Source organism: Streptomyces sp. NPDC060035 (assembly GCF_042736635.1).
GTDB lineage: Bacteria > Actinomycetota > Actinomycetes > Streptomycetales > Streptomycetaceae > Streptomyces.
This window is the reverse complement of record NZ_JBHWVO010000015.1, coordinates 119,195-142,655: the sequence shown is the minus strand read 5'-3', so window position 1 is coordinate 142,655 and position 23,461 is coordinate 119,195. Positions and strand designations below refer to the sequence as shown.

Sequence of the window (23,461 nt, the reverse complement as noted above, 5' to 3'; positions counted from 1 at the left end):
GACCGGTATAGTAATTGGCATGGTGCAACTCAAGACAGACACATCCATCGAGGCGATGCGCGAGGCCGGCCGGGTCGTCGCACAGGTGCTGACCGCCGCACGCGAAGCGGCTGCGGTCGGCGTATCGCTGCGCGAGCTCGACGCGACCGCGCGCGAGGTCCTGAGGGAGGCGGGAGCCACCTCGCCGTTCCTCAACTACAGGCCCCACTTCGCCCCCACGCCCTTCCCCGGGGTGATCTGCGCGTCCGTCAACGACGCGATCGTGCACGGCATCCCGACCGACTACCGACTGCGCGACGGCGATCTGGTGAGCATCGACGCGGGCGCGACGCTGGGCGGCTGGGTCGGCGACTCGGCAGTCAGCTTCACCGTCGGCCGCGCCCGCCCCGCCGACACCCGGCTGATCGAGGCGGCCTTCGCTGCCCTGGACGCCGGCATCGCGGCGGCGGTCGTCGGCAACCGGATCGGCGACATCGCCCACGCGATCGGCACGGTGTGCCGCAAGGCGGGATACGGCATTCCCGAAGGCTTCGGCGGCCACGGAGTGGGCCGGTCGATGCACGAGGACCCGTCCGTTCCGAACGAGGGACCGGCCGGCCGCGGCATGCCGCTGCGGCACGGGATGGTGCTCGCCATCGAACCGATGCTGATCGGCAGCGGCCACGACGATTTCCGTCCGGACCTGGACGGCTGGACCCTCCGCACGAGTGATGGCAGCCGGGCGGCCCACGCCGAGCACACGGTGGCCATCACCGACAGCGGCCCCCGGATCCTGACCGCGCTCTGACCACCCTCCCGGCCCTCAGTCGTCCTCGACGAACTTCCGGGCCGACGCCCGGCCGACGGTGACAGCGGCTTCACGGCTCTCGATCGGCGACACCCTGGAGTTCTTGAACAGGATGTAGGTGACGCCGGACGCGGTCCCGCCGGTCTTCGGGTCGGGATCGATGCCGAGCGCCTCCGCGGCGGCGTAGGACGCCTCGCCGATGATCCCGGTGGGGCCGGTGTCCCCGACGACGGCGTACTGGACCTTGCCCCGGTAGATGACGGCGGCCACGCCACCGCCCGCGATCCTGGACTTGGTGTAGTTCCAGAGCGGGCCCGGGCCGGGCACGACGACATACGGCAGCCGGGCGGAGTCCAGGGGCTCGCCGACCGAGGTCTGGAACGCCGTACCGGGCAGGAAGGAGGGGTCGGTCTTCCTGCTGCAGGCAGCGGTGATCCGGCCGTCGCAGTCGATGTCCATGTCCGCCTTCCAGAACACGGCTCCCTTCGTCCCGCACACCGGGACCTTCGCCGGCCCGCCCTGGTCCATTCGGTACTTCCCGTGCGAGATCCGGGTGCAGGTCTTCACCTCGGCCAACAGGTCGGCAGCGCTCACCGGCTCCCGCCCGGTCTCGCCGTCGGCGCCGTCGGCCGCAGCGGAAAAGGCTGCGGCGGCGGCGAGCAGAGCGGCGACGGAGACAACGGAGAGGGCAAGCATTCGCGTACGCACCGTGGAGGACGCCTTTCACTGGACGCGAAGAACCGCGGCGGGTCCTTCCTTGCCGACACGGCCGGGACGGCACGGCCGCAGCACGGCCTCGGGGCCGGTACGACGCGGCTGAGCGCGTCGTACCGGCCCCGAGGCCACTGCTACTGCCGATCGGTCATGAACGTCCGCTCGGATGCACCACCATGGCCGAGCCTCCGCCCCGCCGCACCTTTTCCGCAGCCGCGAGCCACCGCCCGTCGGGCATCCGCTGGACGCCCGTGGCCGCTCCGATCTCGGGGTTCTTCTTGAAGACGTGCCCGAGCGACTCCAGCTCCCCTCGCACCCTGCTGTCCCAGAGTCCGGGTTCGATCTCGGTCGTGGCGGAGTTGCGCTGGCTGGCACGCGGAGCGGCGATCGCTTCGACGAGCGGCAGCCCCCGGTCCAGATGCCCGGTCAGCGACTGCAGCACGGTGGTGATGATCGTCGAACCGCCCGGCGAGCCCAGGGCCAGGACCGGCTTGCCGTGCTCCAGCACGATGGTCGGCGAGATCGACGACCGCGGGCGCTTGCCCGGACCGGGCAGATTCGGGTCGTGGACCGCCGGACCGGCCGGAGCGAAGGAGAAGTCCGTCAGCTCGTTGTTGAGCAGGAAGCCGCGTCCCGGCACAGTGATGCCGCTGCCGCCCGTCGACTCGATGGTCAGCGTGTACGCAACGACATTGCCCCACTTGTCGGCAGCGGTCAGATGCGTCGTGTTCTCGCCCTCGAACGTCGTCGGGGCAGCGGCGTCCCCGGCGGCACACGGGGCGGGATCGCGGGGGTCGCCCGGCGCGAGCGGGCTGGTGAGCACCGCGTCGTCCTTGATCAGGCATTCGCGCGAGTCGGCGAAGCGCTGGCTGAGCAGCTCCCGTGTCGGCACGTCCTCGAACGCGGGGTCGCCGAGCCAGCGCCCCCGGTCGGCGAAGGCGATCCGGCTCGCCTCGATGAGACGGTGCAGGTACTGCGCCTCGCTCGCCTTCGAAAGGTCGGTCGACTCAAGGATGTTGAGCGCCTCGCCCACGCTCGTACCACCGGACGAGGAGGGCGCGATGCCGTAGACGTCGAGGCCGCGGTAGCCGACCTTGGTGGGGGCCTGACGCAGTGCGCGGTACGACTTCAGGTCCTTGGCCGTCAGATCTCCCGGACGGACCACGCGGGTCGCCGCCGGGTCGACGGGGGGCTTGCGTACCGTCTCCACGATGTCCTCGGCCAGTCCGCCGCGGTACAGCTCGTCGATGCCCTCGCGGCCCAACGTCTCGTACGTACGCGCGAGATCGGGGTTCTTGAAGACCGATCCGACCACGGGCAGCTGTCCGTCGGGCAGGAAGAGCTCCGCGGACGCGGGGAAGTCGGCGAACCGCGCCTGGTTCCCCGCGGTCTGCGAGCGGAAGGTGTCGTCCACGACGAATCCGTCGCGGGCGAGCCGCTCGGCCGGCTTCAGCAGCTGCCGGAGCGACTTGCTGCCCCAGGCGCTCAGGGCCTTGTCCCAGGTGGCCGGGGTGCCGGGGGTGCCGACTCCGAGGCCGCTGGTGACGGCGTCGTTGAACGGAATCGGCTGCCCGTTCTCCAGGAAGAGTGAGGAGTCCGCGCTGCGCGGCGCGGTCTCACGGCCGTCGATGGTCTGTACGGTGCGCTTCTCGGCGTCGTAGTGGACGAAGTAGCCTCCGCCGCCGATGCCCGCCGAGTAGGGCTCGGTGACCCCCAGCGCCGCCGCGGTCGCCACGGCCGCGTCAACCGCGTTGCCCCCTTTGCGGAGCACCTCGATACCGGCCGCCGAGGCGTCCGCGTCGACGCTCGCCACCGCTCCCCCGTATCCCACCGCCACCGGCGACTTGGGTGGTGGACCGGACGGCTCCGATGCCGCCGGGGCCGCGGCACCGAGCGAACCGATTACAGCGATCACGCTTAAGAACGACACATTCCGGCCGACGGAACGACGCATCCGTACCTCCAGTGAAGGATCGTCCGCGCAGGGTAACGCCGCCCCGCCCGGATCAACAGGACCGCCTCGGACACAGACTCGGATGACCGCTAATATGCCCGCCCATGACTGACGACGTGCGCAACATCGTGCTGGGTGTCATAGCCGCCGGACTCAGCGCCTCCCTGGGCTGGCTCGCCCGTACCTACCTGTGGCGGCGCAGACTCCGCCGCAAGCAGAACTTCTTCGGGCTGCCCGGGAACTCCGAGTGCATGCTCGTGGTGAATCGCGAGGCCGGCGGCGACGGCGCTGTCCACCGTCACGACGTCTTCGCTCTGCTCGAACTCTCGGCACTCATCAAGGACTGCCGGGCGCATGCGCAGATCGTGTCCCACGACGTCGCCCAGCAAGGGTTCGGTGAGCGTACGGAGTTCTGTGTCGGCGGCCCGGGGTCCAACCGTCGGATGGCCGCACACCTGCAGTCGCTGCTGCCGGGAGTGAAGATCAACACCGACCCCGAGCCAGGCCCCGACCGCGCCGCCTTCCAGGTGGGTTCGGAGCGCTACCGGCTGGAGCCGGGTGTTGCCGAGCACGTACTCCTCGCCAAGCTGACGGGCGGTCAGGACGCTCGCCCCGTCTTCCTGTTCTGCGGACAGCGCGCCATCACCAACCAGGCGGCATCACGCTACCTCGCCCGCAACTACGAGAAGCTGCAGCGCAAACACCGCAACAACACCTTCGTCCTGCTGCTGAAGGTGGTCAACTCCCAGGCCTACGGGCCCAATGTGGTGGAGGTCGTCGGCGATGTGACCCGCACGGCACAGGCCCCGCTGCCCGCCGCGCCCCGCACCACACACCGGGCGGCCGACTGAACAGGCGAGGCCACCGCGCCGATGGTGGTCGAGACTTCGAACACCCCCTCAACGGCGCGGGAGCCTCATGCCTTGCACCCTCCGACGCCGTCACCCGCACAGGCCAGTCCGAAGGAGCGCACTGACCCCGTGTCCGTCGGCTCAGCGAGACCGGGAGTCAGGCTGTGAGGTAGTACCAATCGGTTATCGGGTCGGTCAGCGCCTTGTCGTCGTAAATGCGGAGCTGAACGGTCGTTCCTTCGTCGATGTCGTCATCACCGTCCAGCTGGACCTTGTTGGAGTCGATTGCCGCCGAAGTGCCCGGCGCCCAGTACGTCGCGTCGTCAGCGGGCGAGTTGTCCTCGTCCCACCTCAGGCGGACGTAGACCGTGTCACCGTCGTTGGCGCCGTCGTAGACCCACAGCACTTCGCCGGACGGGTGGAACTCGACCTGGGCGACGGTCTTGCTGCCCTTGTAGATGAGCAGCTTCATGGCCTTACCGCCATCGTCGGGCATGAAAATGGTGCCGTCGAGCTGCCTCGAAGTCAGTACGACGTGGCAGTAGTCGACACCTGGAGCGAAGTCGTCGCATGCGCCGGTGTCCCTGGACCAGCTCTGCCAGTCGAGGTCATTGTCGTTGTAGGCTGCGGCGCTGGTCCCGGTGAGCCCGGTGCACACGGCGGCGATGCCGAGTGAGAGAACCAATGACTTGATGCGCATGAGTATCTTCCCCGTTCGATCTCTGAGTTGTGCCTGTCACTGGCCGGAGGCGTCGCCCGCGTGTCACGGCGATCCCGGACTGCCGGCACGGCGAGTCGTGCATGCTGCCTACCGCCACACCCGTTCTGCGACCGGACCCCTCTCCCGGTAGTGCCTCTGCAGCAGGGAGGGGTGGGACGTTCTGTTCGTCCCTAATGGCGTGGAGATGGCCGGTGGCTACGGCCTGTCAGTTGCGTCAGTGGCGCGTCGGCGCGATCAAGTTGCCCAGCTGTCGTCTGAGCACTTGCTCTCGGTCACCCACCGGTGGGAGCTGATGGCGTCGGTCACCTGGACATCGCTGGTGAAGTAGGCGTCAGCGATATTGGAGGCGTAGGCCTCGTTCCTGGAGAGGCAGATGTATCCCCCGGCCCAGTCTTGGCCTGTGCCGTTGAAGAACTGGACGGCTATGCTCCCCTTGTTCAGGATGGATGACGCTTTATTGGTGTCCGTGCCCTGAAAGGGGCCGTTACTGTTGCCCCAGTCCGAGTCCCAGCTCGAGCTGTAGCCGATGACGCCGCCGTGGCACGAATGATCATTATAGGCGTACATGTACCCATATGCCGCCGCCGTGTAGTTGTCGTTGCAGGCCCAGTTGTCGGCTTGTGCGCTCGTCGCGGGGACGAGCGTTCCGAGACCCGCAAGGGCCAGAACAGCAAGAACCGCAGGCATTCTGCGCATGGTGGGTGGCTCCATCTTCTATGGGTGTGGTGGAACATCTGCGGCCGTGGTACCGCGGAGATCTGAGAGGTTCCGGTGCGTCCGGACAATCCGGTGCTGTCAGGCTTCGGAGTCGGTGATGTTCTTGGCCAGGGCCAGTGCGGCCAGTCTCATACGCTGATAGGTGGCCATGTCTGCGCCGTAGCGCTGGAGCATTGTGGTGCGGTACTCACGTTCGAGGGTGCGAGCCGCCGTACCAAGGGACGTCTTCACTGCACAAGTCGCCTCGGCCACTGCCAGCTCCACCTCGGTGGCATGCGCCCGCGCGGCGCTCATTCCCTGCGTGAGCGCATCGCGCTCTTCGCGGATCCCGTCCGGGGAGGCGTAGGGATGACCGGCCTCGCGCATGCACCACGACCAGGCCTCGACCGCATTCACCAAGCGCTGATCCTTGACGAGATCGGGTATGTAAAGAGGCGTCAGACTCGTGGTGATCCTGTTGACGCGGAACCAGGTTACGGTGTCGCCGTAGAGCTTCCCCTTGGCGTCGGCCAGGCAGCCCGTGCTGGTGGTGCTGACGGTGCCGCCGGCAGGAAGATCTACCGACAGTTCGCCCTTCGAAGGGTTGCCGTCCAGGGTCTTCGAGTAGCGGATGCGTTCTGCTTCCGGGAGTGCGTTGGCGTACGCGGCATTCGGGTCAGCCGGACGAGCCCGCTCGGCCTTCTTCTCCAACTCCCCGCCGTAGCCGTGCGTGCGCGCCCAGCTGACATCGTCCAGGACGTAGCCGTCCCCTTGACGCTCCGCGACGCTCGCCATCGGCCCCACCCAGTACCGGAAGCCCTTCCCCTCCATGCACTTCTTGACCAGCATCGACTCGGCGTGTTCGACCAGGACCTCCTCAGCGTCGGTCAGGTCCCGCTCCTGCCCCTTGAGGCTCCGGAGCGCGGAGTCCTGCTCCGGCCGACCGGCCCCTGAGCCGTCGCCCACGCTGTTCGCGCAGCCAGCCGCGGTGAATGCGGTGAGCGCCGCGATCATCGTGACCCTGCAGGCGGCAGCAAAACGCCCCATCGTCATACGCACTCCCCGGTGCGATTGCCCTCGTCGTCCAGATCGTCGCCATATCCGTCGTACCCCCACACCCACCCGTCGGCCACCTTCGCCGAGGCGGGCGATCCCACCAGCCCCAGTGTGGTCACCATGGCGGCACCCATGACCACCGCGACTCCCCGTCAACGCTTCCCGTGCACGTTCATGTGAGGCACCCCCAGCCGTGATTTGGTCGGCGACGCAAGGGAACGAATTGCCTCGCATGTCTCCGGATCTGCGCCCCTCGCACCGCTTTGAACATGAGCATCGTTGACGCGAACAAGGCCGGCCAGGCCCTTTCGTTCTGCCGCAATGGCCCAGGCCACAGAGGGGGAAGCGAATGCTCCGTATCTACTTCACCGATACCGACCTGTATCGCATCCGCCCCCGACCAGCCACGCGGACACCGGCAACAGGCCTTCGGCGCCGGACCGTCGGCTCAGGCGACGGTGCCCTTGACGTCGTCCTCAGCCGTGCGCATGGCAGCGCGCAGCACGGCTGCACCCGTGGGTGTGAGGGTGTGCAGCACGGTCGGGCCATTCCGAACGGTGGTGACGAGTCCCGCGTCGCGCAACGCGGTGGCGTGTCTGCTGGCGGCGGAGGCCGAAACTCCGGCAGCGCGGGCAATCTCGCCAGTCGTGGCGCCGGCGGACGCGGCGCGCAGGGCGACCGCTCGGGCACGCCCGAGCACGTTGGTCAGGGACTGCTCGGGGGCACTGTCAGCCACGGAGCGGACCTCGGGCTCGTGGAGCAGCGAGTACCAGACCACGGGCGGCAGTCCCGGGTCGGCGAAGGCAACCGGCTCGCCCCAGTTGAAGTACGAAGGGACGAGAGTGAGCCCACGGCCGTTCAGGTGCAGGTCCCGGTCATCCGCCTGCCTGGGGTAAGCGACCTCCAGGACGGGAGCTCGCCAGCGCAGCATGGGCCCGAGTCCCGAGAGCATGCCCTCCACTCCGCCGTCGAGAAACCCACGGCAGCGTGCCGCCCGCTCGGCCTCGATACGCGCCAGCACCTGCTCCTTGTGGGGGGCGACGACGACCTCGTAGTACGCGCGCAGCACCCCCACGAACTCCTTGCGCGCTTCCAGTCCGGCCAGTTGCCCAGCCCACGCAGGTGCTCCGACGGTCCGGTCGAGGATGGCCATCTCCGCCATGACCCGTTGCGGAGGCGTAGCCAGAATCGACTCCAGTCCCACGTCCAGTCCGTCCACCGCACCGACCGGGGTGAGGAAATCCGGATAGTACGCGGCCCTTGGATACAAGGGCAGCAAAACACTCCGCAGGACGCGCTCCAGCCCCTTCTCCCGCAGCTGTTGCCGTGTCGTGCGGTACCACCCGGCGAAGGCCCACCTTCCCCTCCGGGATTGGAACCGGTGCAGACTCGCGGCGATCTCGGAGAGCGGATCAGGAGCGGAGGCGAGCCGGGTCCTCGCCAGATCCACATCGGTGAAGTGAATGCGGAGCATGTCGTTCCCCCAGTTGAGTTCGGCTCTTGCTCTACAGCGCACCAGTGTTCGTTCGGCGCGGGATCGGCCGGACGATCGTAGGCAACTGCGGTCAAGAAACGATAAATGGGTTCAACGAGCTTGGGGCTCACGCCTGTTGATGCCTACGCATGGACAAACGGCGATGTGACACGCACGGCACAGGCCCCGCTGCCCTCCGCGCCCAGCACCACGCACCGGGCGGCCGACGGAGCAGATCCGTGGCACCGACGTGGTGCCGCACTCCACGGTCACCGGCACCAGGCAGAGCGGCACCCCCGTCGCCAGCTTCTGCGACGTGGGCCCGCTCGGCCTCGGCAGGCTGGTCAGCAACGCCCCCTATATGTTCCATGGGCGGACACCCGATCCGACCGGCACGCAGCTGACCTTCTCCTCACCCTGTACGGACCCGGGACATGTCCCGTTTCCGTTGCGCGAGGGGTGATCACCGGCTGCTGCCGGGCGGGCATTGCCCTTTCCGGCCTGCCCCATGGGGCGACTGTCGGCTACTTCACGCCCGGCAGGAGCGGCCCTGGCTCGGCGGGGGATACGCCCACCGCCTCCGTCTTCGGGTTACGCCGCTCCCGTCTGGCCACCCATGTGGCGAACCACGAGAGCAGCATGCACATCCCGATGTAGATGGGCGAGATCACCATCACCACGGGGATGAACGGGAGACCGTAGTCGAGGTTCGACGCGATCAGCTTGCCCGCGTGGAGGAACTCCTCGTAGGTGATCAGATATCCGAGCGAGGTGTCCTTCAGTGCCACCACCAGCTGGCTGATGATGGTCGGCAGCATGGCGCGTACGGCCTGCGGGGCCAGGACGAAGGCGGTGACCTGCGTCTTGCGCATCCCGAGGGCGTACGCCGCCTCCCGCTGGCCCCGCTCGACCGAGTTGATTCCGGTCCGGAAGACCTCGGCGAGCACGGAGCCGTTGTAGAGCGTCAGTCCGGCCACCAGCGCGGGCAGCGGCTGCACTTTCAGCGCGACGAAGATGAAGAAGATCATCACCAGTACGGGCATGGCCCGGAAGAACTCGACCAGCAACGTCGAGACCCAGCGCACCGGACGGTGCACGGAGAGCCGTCCGACGGCGAGCACGGCCCCGAGTGCCACGGAGAGCACCGCCGCGTACGCGAACGCCTTGAGGGTGTTGCCGAGCCCGCGGAGCAGCAGCTCCTGAATGCCCTTGTACGTGAAGGGCCGCCACTTCTCGCTGGTGAACTGGTCCGTGTCGAAGAGCAGATAGAGGAGCCAGCCGAACAGCGCCAGGATCACGATCGTCGAGATGACCCCGTAGGTGAAGTGCCTCTTGCGGGTGACCGGCCCCGGAATGTCGTAGAGCGCGGAGGCGGAGACGGTGGAGTGGGTCATCGGGCGACTCCCCAGCGCTTCTCCATCACGTTGAAGAGCGCACTGATGGTCAGGGTGATGATCAGATAGCCGACGGCGATCCAGACGAAGGACCAGATGATGCTGTAGCCCAGCTCGTTGAGGGGCTTGTAGGTGCCGAGCAGCTCATTGACGCTGAACGCTCCGGCGATCGCGGAGTTCTTGGCGAGTGCGATGAGCGTCGATCCGACCGGCGGGATCACCGAACGGAAGGCCTGCGGCAGCACCACGTTGCCCAGCGTCTGGCTGAAGGACATGCCGAGGCTGCGGGACGCCTCACCCTGGCCGGTGGACACGGTGTTGATGCCGGAGCGCAGCACCTCACAGATGAAGGAGGAGGTGTAGCAGCCGAGGGCGAGGACCGCGAAGACCTCGAAGGGCAGGACCAGGCCGAAGCGCGGCAGTCCCAGCAGGACGGCGAAGAAGAGCAGCGTCAGCGGGGTGTTGCGGAGCACCGTCACCCACACGGTGCCGATCACCCGGAGCGAGCCGACGGGCGCGACCCGGAAGGACGCCATGAGGAAGCCGAGCACCAGCGCCAGGATCGAGGCGTAGACGGTGAGCTCGACGGTGCCGAGGAAGCCCTCGCCGTAGAGGGAGAAGTTCTCTGTCAGTACATCCATGGTGGCCGGCCCCTCAGTTCGCCGGATAGTTGTCGATGGGCGGAGGTGTCGGCGCGGGCACCCCGGACAGGCCCAGCGTGGCCTCGAAGGCCTTCTTCCAGTTGCCGTTCTTCTCGTTCGCCTCGAGGGCGTCGTTGAGCGCGAAGCGCAGCGCGTTGTCGCTGCGGGGGACGCCGATGCCGTAGGGCTCCTCGGAGAAGGGCTTGCCGACGACCTTCATCTCGTCCGGCGCCTTGGCCGCGAAGCCCAGCAGGATGGCATCGTCGGTGGTGACGGCGTCGACCTGGTAGGTCAGCAGGTTGTCGACACAGATCGAGTACGTGTCGTAGGCGACGAGGTCGGCCTTCGGGTAGTCGGTGGCGATGCGCTGGTACGGGGTGGACCCGGCAGCCGAGCAGACGGTCTTGCCCGCCAGGTCCTGCGGTCCTTCGATGTCGTTCTCGTCGGTGCGCACCAGCAGCGCCTGGCCGGCCATGAAGTACGGCCCCGCGAAGCCGACGAGCTTCTTGCGCATGTCGTTGATCGTGTAGGTGCCGACGTAGTAGTCGATCTGCCCGTTCTGGATTGCCGTCTCACGGTTCGCGGAGGCGATGGTCCGGAAACGGATCGTATCCGGTTCGAAGCCGAGGGACGCCGCCATCATGCGGGCGATCTCGATGTCGAAGCCGGAGTAGATACCGGTGGCCGGATCCTTCTCACCGAGATAGGGCTGGTCCTCCTTCGCGCCGACGACCAGGTATCCACGCTTCTTGGCCTCCTTCCAGGTCTTCGACTCGGGCAGCTCGAAATCCGTGTCGACCGTGTACTGGGGCAGCGCCCCGGCCTTCGGCCCCTTGACCGGCGGACTGCCCTCCCGGCCGCAGCCGGCGACGAGCACGGCGAGCAGGAAGCAGGCCAGTGCGGCCGCGACGTTTCTCGTACGCAACATGGGGCCCCCTGTCAGTGCTTGAGGATCTTGGACAGGAAGTCCTTGGCACGGTCGCTCTCCGGGGCGGTGAAGAAGTCCTCCGGGGTGCGGTCCTCGATGATGCATCCCTCGGACATGAACACCACGCGGTTGGCGGCGGACCGGGCGAACCCCATCTCGTGCGTGACGACCACCATGGTCATGCCCTCCCGGGCGAGCTGGCGCATGACCTCGAGCACCTCGTTGATCATTTCGGGGTCGAGCGCGGAGGTGGGCTCGTCGAAGAGGAGCGCCTTGGGGTCCATCGCCAGTGCGCGGGCGATGGCGACGCGCTGCTGCTGTCCGCCGGAGAGCTGGGCGGGGAGCTTGTCGGCCTGCGAGGCGAGCCCGACCCGCTCCAGCAGTTCCCGGGACCGCTGGTCGGCCTCGTCCTTCTTGCGCTTGCGGACCTTGATCTGTGCGAGCGAGACGTTCGCCAGCACGGTCTTGTGGGCGAACAGGTTGAACGACTGGAAGACCATGCCGACTTCGGCCCTGAGCTGAGCCAGCCCCTTCCCCTCTTCGGGAAGGGGTGTGCCGTCAATGGCGATATGACCGGACTCGATCGTCTCAAGTCTGTTGATGGTCCGGCAGAGCGTTGATTTGCCTGATCCGGAGGGGCCGATGACCACCACCACCTCCCCGCGGCCGACGGTGAGATTGATGTTCTGCAGTACGTGCAACTGCCCGAAGTACTTGTTGACGTCCCGCAGCTCGATCAACGGATCGACGGCCATACGCTGCCCTACCCACTTATCGCTGTGTCGAGGTCAGCGCAAACTATCCAGGCCCGCAACGGACTTCCCGCCCGACACGCATCACTAGCGCATAAGGCTGTTTATCGCGCTTTGGCGCCGGGCCCGCTCTCGGCCGACTCCGCGTACATCTCGGAGAGCTCGGGGCTGCCCGACATCGCCCAGTCCAGACCCGCCGCGACGACATCGATCTCCCGGCCCGAAGCCAGGCGTACGACTGGCCGGCCGCCGGCCAGGATGTCCCACGCGGCGCCGGGGACGGTGCGCACCAGAACGGTGCCGAGGTAGAGGCCCGCGTCATTGCCGAGCCAGGGCAGCTCCTCCGGATCGTCGCGCCACAGGGGCGGCAGCTGGTCGAGCGCGGACAACGAGGCAGGGCTGTCGTCGAGTTCGAGTCCGGCCTGCCCTGCCCGGGCACGCAGCAACTCGCATTCTGCGAACAGTTCGGCCATGCCGTCCGGGTCGGTTCGGACGGCAGCCACGAGAGCCACCCCCTGCGTACCGCCCTGACGCTTACGCCAGTTGTCCAGGAAAGGGATGTTCATACCTCAAGGATCCCACCCCCGGCCTCTTCCACACCGCAGGGCACGCGACTGTTCCGGATTCGGGACCCTGCACGGGGTGCCGGGAGCCCGCATACTTAGGCTACGGAGATGACATCGCAGAACTATCTCTCCGAACTCTTCTCGCTGGACGGCCGAATCGCCGTGGTGACCGGCGGCAGTTCCGGCATCGGCCGCGGGATCACCGGGGCGCTCGCACACGCGGGCGCGAGTGTCGTGGTCGTGGCACGCAGAGAGACGGAGTTGAAGCGGACCGTCGACGAGCTCACGGCCGACGGCTGCCGGGCCGCGTGGGTGAGCGCCGACCTGGGGACGAGCCAGGGTGTGCGTACGGCGGGCGATGCGGCGGCGGCCGCGTTCGGTGAGCCGGACATCCTCGTCAACTGCGCGGGGATCAATCTGCGGCCGCCGATGGGCGAGCTCGACGAGGACGTGTGGGACACCACGATGGCGGTGAACCTCAAGGCCCCCCACCTGCTGGGCCGGCGGTTCGGACCCGGTATGGCGGAGCGGGGTTACGGGCGGATCATCCACATCACGTCGCAGCAGGCGCACCGGGCGTTCGTGCAGAGCGGTGCGTACGGAGTGTCCAAGGGCGCGCTCGAGTCGCTCGCCCGCTCGGAGGCCGAGGCCTGGTCCCCGCACGGCGTCACGTCCAACACGCTGGTGCCCGGCTTCGTGCCGACGCCGCTCAACAAGAAGCTGTCGTCCGATCCCGGCAAGGTGGCGGCACTGGCCGCCCGCACGATGGTCGGCCGCAACGGCCTGGCCGAGGACTTCGCGGGTGCCGCGGTGTTCCTGGCGAGCGCGGCCTCGTCGTACGTCACCGGGCAGTCGATCTTCGTGGACGGCGGATTCTCCGTCCACTGAGCGGTACGGGAACGCGCGATGCCGCCCCCGGCGAGGGGGCGGCATCAAGGTGTACGGGCGCCCGAGATCGGAGTCGGCGACGGAGACAAGATGCTGGGCCGCTGCACCACAGCCCGGCCTGAGCCGGACCGCCAGGATTCGAACCTGGGTCCTCTTTTTTGCAGAAAGAAGTATCCGTTGCCTGCGCACCGGGCGCTCGATGTCCTCCCCCTAGCCGTCGGCGCCGTCAGCCGTTGCACCCTTTTCCCCGGCGGCGATCTCCGAGGCGATGGCCGCCGACGCCGCCTCCTTGTCGATGCCCAGCCCCGTGAGCACGCCCGCGCCGCCCTCGAACTCCAGCAGGGCCAGCAGGATGTGCTCCGTCCCGACGTAGTCGTGGCCGAGTCGCAGCGCCTCCCGGAAGGTCAGCTCCAGGACCTTGCGTGCTCCCCCGTCGTACGGGATCAGCTCGGGCACCTCGTCGGCCGCGGCCGGCAGAGCGAGGGCTGCCGCCTCGCGGACCGCGGCCGGTGACACACCCTGCCCCGTGATGACCCGTGCGGCGAGGGCGTCGGGCTCACCGAGGAGCCCGAGGATCAGGTGCTCGGTGCGCACCTCGTCGTTGCGGGCCGCGTGGGCCTCGTTGTGCGCGCCCACAGCGACGTTCCGGGCCTGCTCGGTGAACCGGCTGAAGCCCTGACTCGGGTCCAGGTCGGAGGGCTCGTCCGACTTCCTGGGCACGAACCTCTTCTGGGCGGCCTGCCGCGTGACGCCCATGCTCCTGCCGATGTCGGTCCAGGAAGCACCCGAGCGGCGTGCCTGGTCCACGAAGTGGCCGATGAGATGGTCGGCGATCTCGCCGAGATGATCTGCCGCGACCACCGCACCGGAGAGCTGCTCCAGCTCGTCGGCGTGGGTCTTCTTGATCGCCTCGATCAGGTCGTCGAGACGCAGGGGCGGATTGGGCCCGAGTGGCTTCGTCATGTGACAACCCTAGGTTGACACCGGTTGAGCGTCAACCGAAGGTTGACGCTTGCAGGTCCTTGCTCCTGCCTTTGCGGCGCGGTTGGCTGTGATCGATCGACGGACGTGAACAGAGGGGTTTTCGATGACCGGTGACCGCGAAGGCATGGTCGTCTACTGGCGGCCCGGGTGCCCTTACTGCATGAAACTACGACTGCGGCTGCGCTTGTCAGGGCTGACGTACACCGAGGTGAACATCCGGCGGGACCCGGAAGCCGCCGCCTTCGTGCGCTCGGTCGCGGACGGCAACGAGACCGTGCCGACGGTCCGGGTGGCGGGGCACTCGATGGTGAACCCCTCGAAGCGTGAGGTGGTGCGTGCCGTCACCGAGCACGCCCCGCACCTGCTGCCCACGAAGGAGCGTTGACCCCGTCGTGGCCGAGGCGGTCGCCTCCCGTCGACCCTCAGAAGAGGCCGTCCTGGTCCACGGGGGCGGCCGGGCGCCGATCGCTGCGCGCAGCACGCCGTGCGGGCCTCTCCACGCCGAACATCGGAGGCGTACCGCACTCGGCCGACACGGCGGGGACGACGACGGGGCCGGTACCTACGTCCAGGAGGAGTGGAGCGTCGGGATCGAAGTCCGCGGGGGTCATGGCCGTCCAGTCGCGGCCCTCGAATTCGCTCATGGGACGCCCCCGCCCGGCGTTCAGAGGTCGAGGTCCACGACCACCGGCGCGTGGTCGGACGCACCCTTGCCCTTGCGCTCCTCGCGGTCGACGTAGCTGTCCTTGACGGCCGCCGTGAACGGGGCGTTGCCGTAGACGAGGTCGATGCGCATGCCCCTGTTCTTCGGGAAGCGCAGCTCGCGGTAGTCCCAGAAGGTGTACGGGCGGTCGTACTTGAGCGGGCGGGGCATCACGTCCGACAGCCCCTCCTCCCGGAGCGTGGCCAGCGCGGCGCGCTCGGCGGGGGTGACATGGGTGGCCCCCTCGAAGAGCGCCGGATCCCAGACGTCCTCGTCCGTCGGCGCGACGTTGAAGTCGCCGAGGACGGCGAACGGCATTGCCCCCGCGGCGTCCGCTGCAACAGCCTTCTGCAGGGCCTCGAACCAGCGCAGCTTGTACGCGTAGTGATCGTGCTCGACCTCGCGGCCGTTGGGGACGTAGACCGACCAGAGACGGACCGGCCCACACGTCGCCGAGATCGCCCTCGGCTCCTGCGCGCCCTCGTAGTCGGGCCCGTCGGGCAGGCCGGTCACGACGTCCTGGAGACCCACTCGCGAGACCAGTGCCACCCCGTTCCACCGGCCCGTGGCGTTGACTGCGGACTCGTAGCCCAGTTCGCGCAGCGCCTCGGCAGGGAACTGCTCGGCCGTGCACTTGGTCTCCTGGATGCACAGCACGTCCGTGCCGGTGCTCTCCAGCCAGGCCAGCAGCCTCGGGAGCCGGGCGGTGATCGAATTGACGTTCCAGGTGGCAATGCGCATGCAGTAAACCTAGCCGCTCCCACCGACAGCCGTCCCACGGGCCGCCGCTCCCGGCGGGTCAGAGCCGGATCGTGTCGCCCGGAGTCAGCCGGCCGTGATCGGCTCCGCCCAGGCTGCCGATCTGCCGGTCGTAGATCGGGCGGGCCAGATCGGTGAGCAGGGCGTCATGGATGTCGATGGCGCGCCGCGGCTTCACCTCACGTACGTAGTCGATGACCTCCGAAATCTTGCTCCAGGGGGCCATCAGCGGCAGCATCAGCGTGTCCACGGGCTGGTCCGGCACCGTCAGGGCGTCCCCCGGGTGGAAGACCGAACCGTCCACCAGGAAGCCGACGTTGGTGATCCTCGGAATGTCCGGGTGAATCACCGCGTGCAGCTCGCCGTGCACCTGTACGTCGAACCCGGCGGCGGAGAACGTGTCGCCGTGGCCGACCGTGTGGACGCGCCCGGGGAACGCGGCGGACAGCTGCCCGGCCACGCTGCGCAGAGTCCACAGCTGCGCGGCCGGGTTGGACTCCAGACCGGCCCGCACCCGGGCCTCGTCGAAGTGGTCCGGGTGTTCGTGCGTCACCAGGATCGCGTCGGCACCGACGGCGGCGTCGTCCTCCGAGAAGCCGCCGGGGTCGATGACGAGCGCCTGGCCGTGTCGCTCCAGCCGGATGCAGGAGTGCGTGTTCTTCGTGAGGGTGAGGGACGGTGCGTTCATACCCACATCCTGCTACGCGGGCGGGGTGGTTTCTGCCTGGATCACGGACTGCGCGATGGCAAATGCGGCGCCGGCTGCCGGGATGCCGCAGTAGACAGCAGTCTGCAGCAGCACCTCCTTTATCTCGACGGGTGTGAGTCCGTTGCGCAGCGCCGCCCTGACGTGCTGCGCGAGGCCCTCCAGATGTCCGGAGGCGACCACCGCGGTGAGCGTGACGCAGCTGCGGGCCCGGCGGTCGAGGCCCTCCCTGGTCCAGATCTCCCCCCAGGCGTAGCGGGTGACGAGCTCCTCGAAGTCGTCGGTGAAGGTGTCCGACGCGGCCGTGACAGCGTCCACATGGGCGTCGCCGAGCACTTCGCGCCGGACCTTCATCCCGCTGTCGTAGCGGTCCCGCCGGCCCATGGTGGCCGCCTCGGGTGTGATCGCCGCGGATCCGATCTCAGCGACGGGCGCCACCGGCACGAACGGAGCGGCGAGCCCCGGGGCGGGCGGTACCGGGATCGATGCCAGGGTGTCCTGCCAGGCCGTGGAGAAGTGCATGAGGAGCAGATCGGTGACGGCACCGGGCTGCTCGACGGGGGCCAGGTGGGAGGCTCCGGGGACGAGGGCCAGCCGGGCGTCCGGGATGCCCGCGACCAGGGTGCGGGCCTCCGCGGGTCCGGTGACCTTGTCCTCGGCGCCGACGAGGACAAGGGTCGGGACGCCGATTCGGGAGAGTTCCGTACGGATGTCGAAGGCGGCCAGGGCCTCGCAGGAGGCGATGTAGCAACCGGGGTCGGTGGTACGGACCATCTGGACGGCCCACTCGACGATGGCCGGCTGGGCGGCGGCGAAGTGGGGGGTGAACCAGCGTTCCGGGGCGGTGCGGGCGATCGGCTCCAGACCGTTGCTGCGGACGATCACGCCGCGCTGGCGGAATTCGTCGGCGGTGCCGAATCGGGGCGAGGCGGCGACCAGCGCGAGCGAAGCCACCCGGTGCGGGTGGCGCAGAGCGAGGTCGGCGCCGACGGCGCCGCCGATGGAACAGCCCGCATAGCCGAAGCGCTGGACGCCGACGCTGTCCAGCGTGGCGAGCAGACGGTCCGCGAGGTCGGTCACGGCCACCGCGGGATGGGCGGGGGCTCCGCCGTGCCCCGGCAGGTCGTACCGGAAGATTCTCCAGTGCTGCGAGAGCTCGGGTATCTGCCGGTCCCACATGTGCCAGGTCGTTCCGAGGGAGGGACCGATGACCAGGACGGGGGCGTCCTCGGGCCCGTCGAAGCGGTACTGGAGCAGCTGACTCGCCTGCGGGCCCTGGGGCTGCGAGCCCTGGGGCTGCGAGCCCTGGGGCTGCGAGCCCTGGGGCTGCGAGCCCTGGGGCTGCGAGCCCTGGGGCTGCGGGCCCTGGGGCGCCCGGGTGTGCTGCGGACCGCCGTGCGATGCCGGCGGCGGCCCGGGGTACTGCGGGGCCTGCGGAAGCCCTGGGCGCTCCGGGGCATGCAACGACTCCCGGGGCTGCGCGGCCCGCGGAACCTCCGGGTGCTGCGGGGCCTGCGGAAGCCCTGGGTGCTCCGGGGGCGCGGCATGCAGCGGCGGCTCGGCGGACTGCGGGTCCAGCGGTGTCCCTGGGTACTGCCGGACCGGCTGGAGCAGCTCGCCCTGCAGCGGCGCGAGCTGCTGCGCGGAAAGCGGCTGTGTGACCTCGACGGACGGACCCGGCTCCGCATGCTGCGGGCCCGGCGGCGCACCGAGGTGCTGCTGCGGGACGACCTCCCCGTGCAGCGGTCCCGCACCGACATACTGCTGCCCGGGTATCGGCTGCGGGATCCAGTGGGTCAGCTCGCCCTGCACGGGCTGTGCGGCGGCCGGCGGCGGGCCGTCCCGGTGCGGGGGCTGCGGAGCCGGTTCGTGCGCGGGGCCGGGCTGCCGGGCCTGTCCGGGGTTCACGGGCTGCGGAGACTGCGGGTGCAAGGGGTGGGGGGCTCGGGCGGGCTGCGGGGTCGTCTCGCTCACTTCACTCACTCGCTCCAGGGTAATGAGCCGCCCGTCCGCTCCCTGTCAGGGGGTCGCCGCAGACACGACGTAGACGACCGGGGCTGCCGGATCCGTCATGTTGACGGTGATGTCCTGTGTGGGGCGCGGGTCCTTGTTCCTGTGGACCGTTCCCGCCCAGTCGACGCCCGGCCCGAAGTACCAGCCGGTGATGTTGATATCGCGTTCCGCGATCGTGACCTTGCCGGTCTCCAGCGCCGCGCGCCCGGTCCCGGCACCGCTCAGGAACCGGTCGAGCCCTGCGGATGTCGTACGGAACTTCACGTACATCCTGCTGGCCTTCCAGTTGTTCGTCTCGTAGTACTGGACCCCGACCGCATTGCCGGGGATCGGCAGTTCGAAGATCCGGCGCTGCATGCCGGACGGCCAGTCCTCGCGCAGTCCCTGCGCGGCGGCCTCGGCCTCCTTGTCCTTGCCCGAGCGGCGGCTCTGCCCGGCGGAGATCATGAGATAGCCGGCCGGGATGCCGATCAGCAGCACGATGATGGTCAGGGTGATCAGCCGTCGGCGGATCACCCGGCGCCGGTCCGGAGGAGTTGCGTCCCCGCCGGAGGAGGGGCCGTCGGAACCCGAAGAAGGAGACTGGCGCGGCACGGCGCGGTGGTCGGCTGCGGTCATGGTCGGTGGTCCCTCGAAGCTACGGTGCGGAGTACGGGTGGCCAAAGGTGCCGCGGATCAGTCGGCGGTGCGGGTGCTCCGCGTGTTACGGATGGTGCTCGCAGCCTGGTCGTAGAACTGCGCGTACCGCTCGTACCGCTCAACACGTCGGCGGTTGGTCCGGCGGAATCTGCGGGCGACCAGGCGTGCCAGGTCGGCGGCGCCGACCATACCCGCCTCCGGGCCGAGCTGTGCCTTCGCGATCCGGGCCTCGGGGCGGTAGCCACGGCCGGTGAGGTGGCGCTTGAAGGCGTCCCTGGCCGGGCCGATCAGGAGGTCGTCGGCCGCGCTCACTCCGCCGCCGATCACGAAGCAGGAGGGGTCCAGCGCGGCGGCGAGGTTGGCGATGCCGACGCCCAGCCACTGGCCGATGTCCTGGAGGAGCTCGACGCACATCGCGTCGCCCTCACGGGCCAGTTCGGTGATGAGCGGCCCCGTGATGTCGGGGATGTTGCCCTTGACCCGCTCGATGAGGCCGTGCGCCACCGGGGAGTCCGCCGCGGCCAGTTCCCTGGCCTCGCGCACCAGGGCGTTGCCCGAGCTGTACTGCTCCCAGCAGCCCCGGTTCCCGCAGGGGCAGCGGTGCCCGCCGGGCACCACCTGCATGTGGCCGAACTCACCCGCGACGCCGTACTTGCCGCGCTTGACGTGCCCGTCCTCCAGGATCGCGCCGCCGATACCGGTGCCCAACGTGATCATGACCAGATGGTCCTCGCCGCGGCCCGCGCCGAAGCGCCATTCCGCCCAGGCCGCAGTGTTGGCGTCGTTGTCGACCATGACGGGAACCACGAGGCGGGAGGCGATGGCGTCCCGGAGGGGTTCGTCCCGCCAGGCCAGGTGCGGGGCGAACAGCACCTTGGAGCGGTCGGCGTCGACCCAGCCCGCCGCACCGATGCCGACGGCGTGCACGTCGTGCCGGTCGGAGAGGTCCAGGACCAGTTCGACGATGGTGTCCTCGACGACCTTGGGGCTCTTGGACTTGTCCGGCGTCTCGGTGCGCAGGGTCTCCAGGATGTTGCCGTCGGCGTCGACGACCCCGGCCATCACCTTCGTACCCCCGATGTCGATGCCGACGGTGGGGACCCGGGGCGCCGTGAGGTGCGAGCGCCGCTCACGGGTGCCCACGGTCCGCAGGACGGTGGCGCGGGCGGAGCCGCGGTGTGCGAAGTCGCGGTACGTGCTCATCGTCCCTGCGCAGATCGGGGGGCCGGCTGGTCGTTCCTCCGGCGGCGGACGGTGCCCGCCGTACTCGATTCTGCCATTCCCGGGCCCCCGCATCCGGTGGACGGGCCGGGTGCGGGGAACACCGGGGGCGGCTACGGGGTGCCGTCGCCGACCGGACGGCCGCCGATGTGATCCGGCGCGGGGGCCCGCTCGAGCTCGTGGCTGAGCTCCTCCAGCTCGCTGCCACCGGCCATCTGGCGGGTCAGCTCGTCGAGCGTGATGCTGTCCCGGGTGTGGCTGCCGGACATCGCGCCGCGCTTGAGCAGGACGAAACGGTCACCCACGAGGTAGGCGTGGTGCGGGTTGTGCGTGATGAGAACCACGCCGAGCCCCGCGTCCCGGGCCGCCGCGACGTACTTCAGTACGACGCCGGACTGCTTGACGCCGAGCGCCGCGGTGGGCTCGTCCAGAACGAGGACCTTGGCGCCGAAGTACACGGCGCGGGCGATGGCCACGCACTGGCGCTCACCGCCGGACAGGGTGCCGATCGGCTGGTCGACGTCCCGCAGGTCGATGCCCATGCGCAGCAGCTCCGCGCGGGTCGTCTCACGCATCAGCTGCACGTCGAGACGCTCGAAGGGGCCTGATCCCTTCGTCGGTTCGGAGCCGAGGAAGAAGTTGCGCCAGACCGGCATCAGCGGAACGACGGCCAGGTCCTGGTAGACGGTGGCGATGCCCCGGTCCAGAGCGTCACGCGGGTTGGCGAGCGTGGTCTCCTCGCCGTCGATCAGGAACGTCCCGGAGTCGTGCCGGTGCAGTCCCGCGATGATCTTGATGAGGGTGGACTTGCCCGCGCCGTTGTCCCCGAGGACACAGGAGATCTCACCCGCGTGGACCACCAGCGAGACGTTCTCCAGGGCCTTGATGTTGCCGTAGAACTTGCTGACGTGCTCGAGCGTGACGAGCGCCCGGTGGGCCGTGTCCCGGGGAGCCGGATCCTGGGGGGCCGTCATTTCGTCGCCTCCGCGCGCTTGCGTACCCATGCGTTGAGCAGGGTGGCCAGGAGCAGCATCGCTCCCAGGAAGAACTTGAACCAGTCGGGGTTCCACTCCGCGTACACGATGCCCTTGCTGGTCATGCCGAAGATGATCGCGCCGACCGCCGATCCGATCGCGGATCCGTAGCCGCCGGTGATCAGGCAGCCGCCGATGACGGCCGCGATGATGTACGTCAGTTCGTTGCCGACGCCCTCGCCCGACTGCACCACGTCGTAGGAGAACAGCAGGTGCTGTCCGGAGACCCAGGCGGCGAAGGCGACACCGAGGTAGAGGCCGACCTTCGTACGGATCACCGGTACGCCGACAGCCCGTGCGGCATCGGCCTCGCCGCCGACCGCGAAGATCCAGTTTCCGAAGCGGGTGCGGAGCAGGATCCAGGTGGCGACTGCGACGAGCACCACCCACCACAGGATGGTGACCTTCAGCTCGATGTCGCCGATCGTGAGGTGCGAGGCGAAGACCTTGCGGGCCGAGTCGAAGCCCTCCATGTCGCCGATCGCCTTGGTCGACACGGTGCCGCTGATCAGCTTGGTGAAGCCGAGGTTGAGGCCGGTCAGCATCAGGAACGTGCCGAGCGTGATGATGAAGCTGGGCAGTTTGGTGCGGGTCAGCATGAAGCCGTTGAAGGCACCGAAGCACAGGGTGACCAGCAGCGACACGAAGACGCCGACCCAGACGTTGGCCGTCATCTGGTAGCTGAACATCGCGGAGATCAGCGCGGAGCTGGTCACCATCACACCGGCGGAGAGGTCGAACTCGCCGCCGATCATCAGGAGCGCCACCGGCGCCGCCATGATCCCGATGGTGGACGCCGCGTACAGCACCGTGCCGAAGCTGGATACCTGCAGGAAGTTGTCGGCGACGATCGCGAAGAAGAGGAAGACGGCCACGGCGCCGACGACGGAGCCGAGCTCGGGGCGACCGAGCAGCTTGCGCAGCGGTGAGGTGCGCAGCAGCCGTTCGTCGGTCTTCTCCGGGGCCGTGGGTTGCCCGGTCGCTGTCATCGGGTCCCCCGTTGCGTGTACTCGGCGAGCTCGTCGGCGTCGTCGGCGGTGATGATCTGCGGGCCGGTCAGGACGGGCAGGCCTCCGCCGAGCACATTGCGGTTGTAGCGGTAGAGCCAGAGCAGATCGACGGCCTCGTACCCCTGGAGGTAGGGCTGCTGGTCGACGGCGAAGCCGAGCGTCTTGTTCTGCAGGCCGGTGGCGACACCGGCGTTCAGGTCGAAGGTGTCGATCTCGGCCTTGCTGCCCGCGGTCTGCTTCGCCTTGACGGCAGCGGCTGCGAACGGGGCGCCGAGGGTGACGACCGCGTCGATGCTCTTGTCGGCACCGAGCTTCGCCTCGATGGAGGCCTGGACGTCGGGCATGTTGGTGCCGTCGACGTACAGGTTCTGCATGGTGCCGTCGAAGCTCGCCTTCGCTCCGCCGCAGCGCTGCTCGTGGCCGACGTTGCCCTGTTCGTGCAGGACGCACAGCGCCTTCTTGCGGCCCCGCTTGTCGAGCTCGTCGCCGACGGCCTCGCCCGCGATGGCCTCGTCCTGCCCGATGTGGGTGAGGGCGCCGAAGGCCTTGGACTCGGCGGAGCCGGAGTTCACCGTGATCACGGGGATGCCGGCTGCGGTGGCCTTGGCGATGACGGCCTTCATCGCGTCGGGCTTGGCCAGCGAGACGATCAGCCCGTCGACGCCCTTGTCGATGGCGGTCTGGACGAGCTGGGCCTGCTGCTGCGCCTCGTCGTTGTGCGAGTAGAGGAAGTTGATGTTGTCCTTGTCGGCTGCCTGGTCGGCGCCCTTCTGGACGATGTCCCAGAAGGTGTCGCCGTCACCCGAGTGGGTGACCATGGCGAACGTCCAGCGGGGCGTGTTCACCGCGGACCGGCCCTCGGCGGCTTCCTCGGCAGCGCGCTCTTCCGCCCGTTTGCCACCGGTGCTGCTGCATCCCATCAGGGAGGCTCCCAGCACCGCTGCCAGCACGGCACCCATCGCACGTACCC

At 68.8% G+C, this 23,461-nt stretch carries 26 protein-coding genes and 1 pseudogene; 5 read left to right on the top strand and 22 right to left on the bottom strand.

What is annotated here, in order from left to right:
- Positions 1-19: 19 nt before the first annotated feature.
- Positions 20-787 (top strand): type I methionyl aminopeptidase, encoded by a 768-nt coding sequence (map, locus tag ACFWBQ_RS23690; protein WP_385492446.1) that lies wholly within the window; start codon positions 20-22, stop codon positions 785-787.
- Positions 788-802: 15 nt separating this feature from the next.
- On the opposite strand, the gene ACFWBQ_RS23685 is transcribed toward map, so the two are convergent.
- Entirely contained in the window at positions 803-1,495 is a 693-nt protein-coding gene (locus ACFWBQ_RS23685; protein WP_385492444.1) for a glycoside hydrolase family 75 protein, read from the bottom strand.
- A 154-nt stretch (positions 1,496-1,649) separates the two neighbouring features.
- A complete protein-coding gene (ggt, locus tag ACFWBQ_RS23680; RefSeq protein WP_385492442.1) occupies positions 1,650-3,455 on the bottom strand; it encodes a gamma-glutamyltransferase in 1,806 nt (601 codons plus the stop codon).
- A 104-nt stretch (positions 3,456-3,559) separates the two neighbouring features.
- Here ggt and ACFWBQ_RS23675 point away from each other — a divergent pair, with 104 nt between their 5' ends.
- Positions 3,560-4,306: a hypothetical protein gene (locus ACFWBQ_RS23675; protein ID WP_385492440.1), complete on the top strand. Its 747-nt coding sequence runs from the start codon at positions 3,560-3,562 to the stop codon at positions 4,304-4,306.
- 157 nt (positions 4,307-4,463) lie between these two features.
- On the opposite strand, the gene ACFWBQ_RS23670 is transcribed toward ACFWBQ_RS23675, so the two are convergent.
- The 5 genes from ACFWBQ_RS23670 to ACFWBQ_RS23650 form a co-directional block, all read right to left on the bottom strand.
- Positions 4,464-5,006 carry a hypothetical protein gene (locus ACFWBQ_RS23670; protein ID WP_385492438.1) on the bottom strand — a complete coding sequence of 181 codons (543 nt, stop codon included), beginning with the start codon at positions 5,004-5,006 and terminating at the stop codon, positions 4,464-4,466.
- 255 nt (positions 5,007-5,261) lie between these two features.
- The gene (locus tag ACFWBQ_RS23665; protein WP_385492436.1) at positions 5,262-5,714 is read right to left on the bottom strand and encodes a hypothetical protein; all 453 of its coding nucleotides are present in this window, start codon (positions 5,712-5,714) and stop codon (positions 5,262-5,264) included.
- 108 nt (positions 5,715-5,822) lie between these two features.
- Complete coding sequence (locus ACFWBQ_RS23660; RefSeq protein ID WP_385492434.1) at positions 5,823-6,776, bottom strand: hypothetical protein; 954 nt, start codon at positions 6,774-6,776, stop codon at positions 5,823-5,825.
- Positions 6,773-6,913 carry a hypothetical protein gene (locus tag ACFWBQ_RS23655; RefSeq protein WP_385492432.1) on the bottom strand — a complete coding sequence of 47 codons (141 nt, stop codon included), beginning with the start codon at positions 6,911-6,913 and terminating at the stop codon, positions 6,773-6,775. Before ACFWBQ_RS23655 ends, ACFWBQ_RS23660 begins: the two co-directional genes overlap by 4 nt.
- A gap of 314 nt (positions 6,914-7,227) precedes the next feature.
- Positions 7,228-8,253, bottom strand: coding sequence for an ArsR family transcriptional regulator (locus ACFWBQ_RS23650; protein ID WP_385492430.1), 1,026 nt, complete (start codon positions 8,251-8,253; stop codon positions 7,228-7,230).
- A 229-nt stretch (positions 8,254-8,482) separates the two neighbouring features.
- Here ACFWBQ_RS23650 and ACFWBQ_RS23645 point away from each other — a divergent pair.
- Positions 8,483-8,716: pseudogene (locus ACFWBQ_RS23645) on the top strand (acyl esterase); the annotation flags it as partial.
- A gap of 61 nt (positions 8,717-8,777) precedes the next feature.
- Here ACFWBQ_RS23645 and ACFWBQ_RS23640 read toward each other — a convergent pair.
- The 5 genes from ACFWBQ_RS23640 to ACFWBQ_RS23620 form a co-directional block, all read right to left on the bottom strand.
- Entirely contained in the window at positions 8,778-9,647 is an 870-nt protein-coding gene (locus tag ACFWBQ_RS23640; protein ID WP_385492428.1) for an amino acid ABC transporter permease, read from the bottom strand.
- Positions 9,644-10,288 carry an amino acid ABC transporter permease gene (locus ACFWBQ_RS23635; protein ID WP_385492426.1) on the bottom strand — a complete coding sequence of 215 codons (645 nt, stop codon included), beginning with the start codon at positions 10,286-10,288 and terminating at the stop codon, positions 9,644-9,646. The genes ACFWBQ_RS23640 and ACFWBQ_RS23635 overlap by 4 nt, the downstream gene beginning before the upstream one ends.
- Positions 10,289-10,301: 13 nt before the next feature.
- Positions 10,302-11,216 (bottom strand): glutamate ABC transporter substrate-binding protein, encoded by a 915-nt coding sequence (locus tag ACFWBQ_RS23630; RefSeq protein WP_385492424.1) that lies wholly within the window; start codon positions 11,214-11,216, stop codon positions 10,302-10,304.
- 11 nt (positions 11,217-11,227) lie between these two features.
- Positions 11,228-11,971, bottom strand: coding sequence for an amino acid ABC transporter ATP-binding protein (locus tag ACFWBQ_RS23625; protein ID WP_385492422.1), 744 nt, complete (start codon positions 11,969-11,971; stop codon positions 11,228-11,230).
- A gap of 101 nt (positions 11,972-12,072) precedes the next feature.
- Positions 12,073-12,534: a DUF6278 family protein gene (locus ACFWBQ_RS23620; protein ID WP_385492420.1), complete on the bottom strand. Its 462-nt coding sequence runs from the start codon at positions 12,532-12,534 to the stop codon at positions 12,073-12,075.
- Between the two features lie 108 nt (positions 12,535-12,642).
- On the opposite strand from ACFWBQ_RS23620, the gene ACFWBQ_RS23615 reads away from it, so the two are divergent.
- Positions 12,643-13,422 carry an SDR family NAD(P)-dependent oxidoreductase gene (locus ACFWBQ_RS23615; RefSeq protein WP_385492418.1) on the top strand — a complete coding sequence of 260 codons (780 nt, stop codon included), beginning with the start codon at positions 12,643-12,645 and terminating at the stop codon, positions 13,420-13,422.
- Between the two features lie 210 nt (positions 13,423-13,632).
- Here the strand turns inward: ACFWBQ_RS23615 and ACFWBQ_RS23610 are convergent, their stop codons facing one another.
- Positions 13,633-14,385, bottom strand: coding sequence for a Clp protease N-terminal domain-containing protein (locus tag ACFWBQ_RS23610; RefSeq protein WP_385492416.1), 753 nt, complete (start codon positions 14,383-14,385; stop codon positions 13,633-13,635).
- Positions 14,386-14,509: 124 nt separating this feature from the next.
- Between ACFWBQ_RS23610 and ACFWBQ_RS23605 the strand changes: the two genes are divergently transcribed.
- A complete protein-coding gene (locus ACFWBQ_RS23605; protein ID WP_385492414.1) occupies positions 14,510-14,791 on the top strand; it encodes a mycoredoxin in 282 nt (93 codons plus the stop codon).
- Positions 14,792-14,828: 37 nt separating this feature from the next.
- On the opposite strand, the gene ACFWBQ_RS23600 is transcribed toward ACFWBQ_RS23605, so the two are convergent.
- The 9 genes from ACFWBQ_RS23600 to ACFWBQ_RS23560 all read right to left on the bottom strand — a co-directional run bounded on the left by ACFWBQ_RS23600 (position 14,829) and on the right by ACFWBQ_RS23560 (position 23,450).
- Entirely contained in the window at positions 14,829-15,050 is a 222-nt protein-coding gene (locus ACFWBQ_RS23600; RefSeq protein ID WP_385492412.1) for a hypothetical protein, read from the bottom strand.
- A gap of 20 nt (positions 15,051-15,070) precedes the next feature.
- Positions 15,071-15,850: an exodeoxyribonuclease III gene (locus tag ACFWBQ_RS23595; RefSeq protein ID WP_385492411.1), complete on the bottom strand. Its 780-nt coding sequence runs from the start codon at positions 15,848-15,850 to the stop codon at positions 15,071-15,073.
- 58 nt (positions 15,851-15,908) lie between these two features.
- Positions 15,909-16,556, bottom strand: a complete 648-nt coding sequence (locus ACFWBQ_RS23590) for an MBL fold metallo-hydrolase (protein WP_385492409.1) — start codon at positions 16,554-16,556, stop codon at positions 15,909-15,911.
- A 12-nt stretch (positions 16,557-16,568) separates the two neighbouring features.
- On the bottom strand, positions 16,569-17,831 hold the full coding sequence (locus ACFWBQ_RS23585) for an alpha/beta fold hydrolase (protein WP_385492571.1): 1,263 nt from the start codon (positions 17,829-17,831) through the stop codon (positions 16,569-16,571).
- 762 nt (positions 17,832-18,593) lie between these two features.
- Entirely contained in the window at positions 18,594-19,205 is a 612-nt protein-coding gene (locus ACFWBQ_RS23580) for a hypothetical protein (RefSeq protein ID WP_385492407.1), read from the bottom strand.
- A 57-nt stretch (positions 19,206-19,262) separates the two neighbouring features.
- Positions 19,263-20,429, bottom strand: a complete 1,167-nt coding sequence (locus ACFWBQ_RS23575) for an ROK family glucokinase (protein WP_385492405.1) — start codon at positions 20,427-20,429, stop codon at positions 19,263-19,265.
- 131 nt (positions 20,430-20,560) lie between these two features.
- Positions 20,561-21,421, bottom strand: a complete 861-nt coding sequence (locus tag ACFWBQ_RS23570; protein WP_385492403.1) for an ATP-binding cassette domain-containing protein — start codon at positions 21,419-21,421, stop codon at positions 20,561-20,563.
- Entirely contained in the window at positions 21,418-22,470 is a 1,053-nt protein-coding gene (locus tag ACFWBQ_RS23565) for an ABC transporter permease (RefSeq protein WP_385492401.1), read from the bottom strand. The genes ACFWBQ_RS23570 and ACFWBQ_RS23565 overlap by 4 nt, the downstream gene beginning before the upstream one ends.
- The gene (locus tag ACFWBQ_RS23560; RefSeq protein WP_385492399.1) at positions 22,467-23,450 is read right to left on the bottom strand and encodes a sugar ABC transporter substrate-binding protein; all 984 of its coding nucleotides are present in this window, start codon (positions 23,448-23,450) and stop codon (positions 22,467-22,469) included. Before ACFWBQ_RS23560 ends, ACFWBQ_RS23565 begins: the two co-directional genes overlap by 4 nt.
- Positions 23,451-23,461 lie beyond the last annotated feature (11 nt).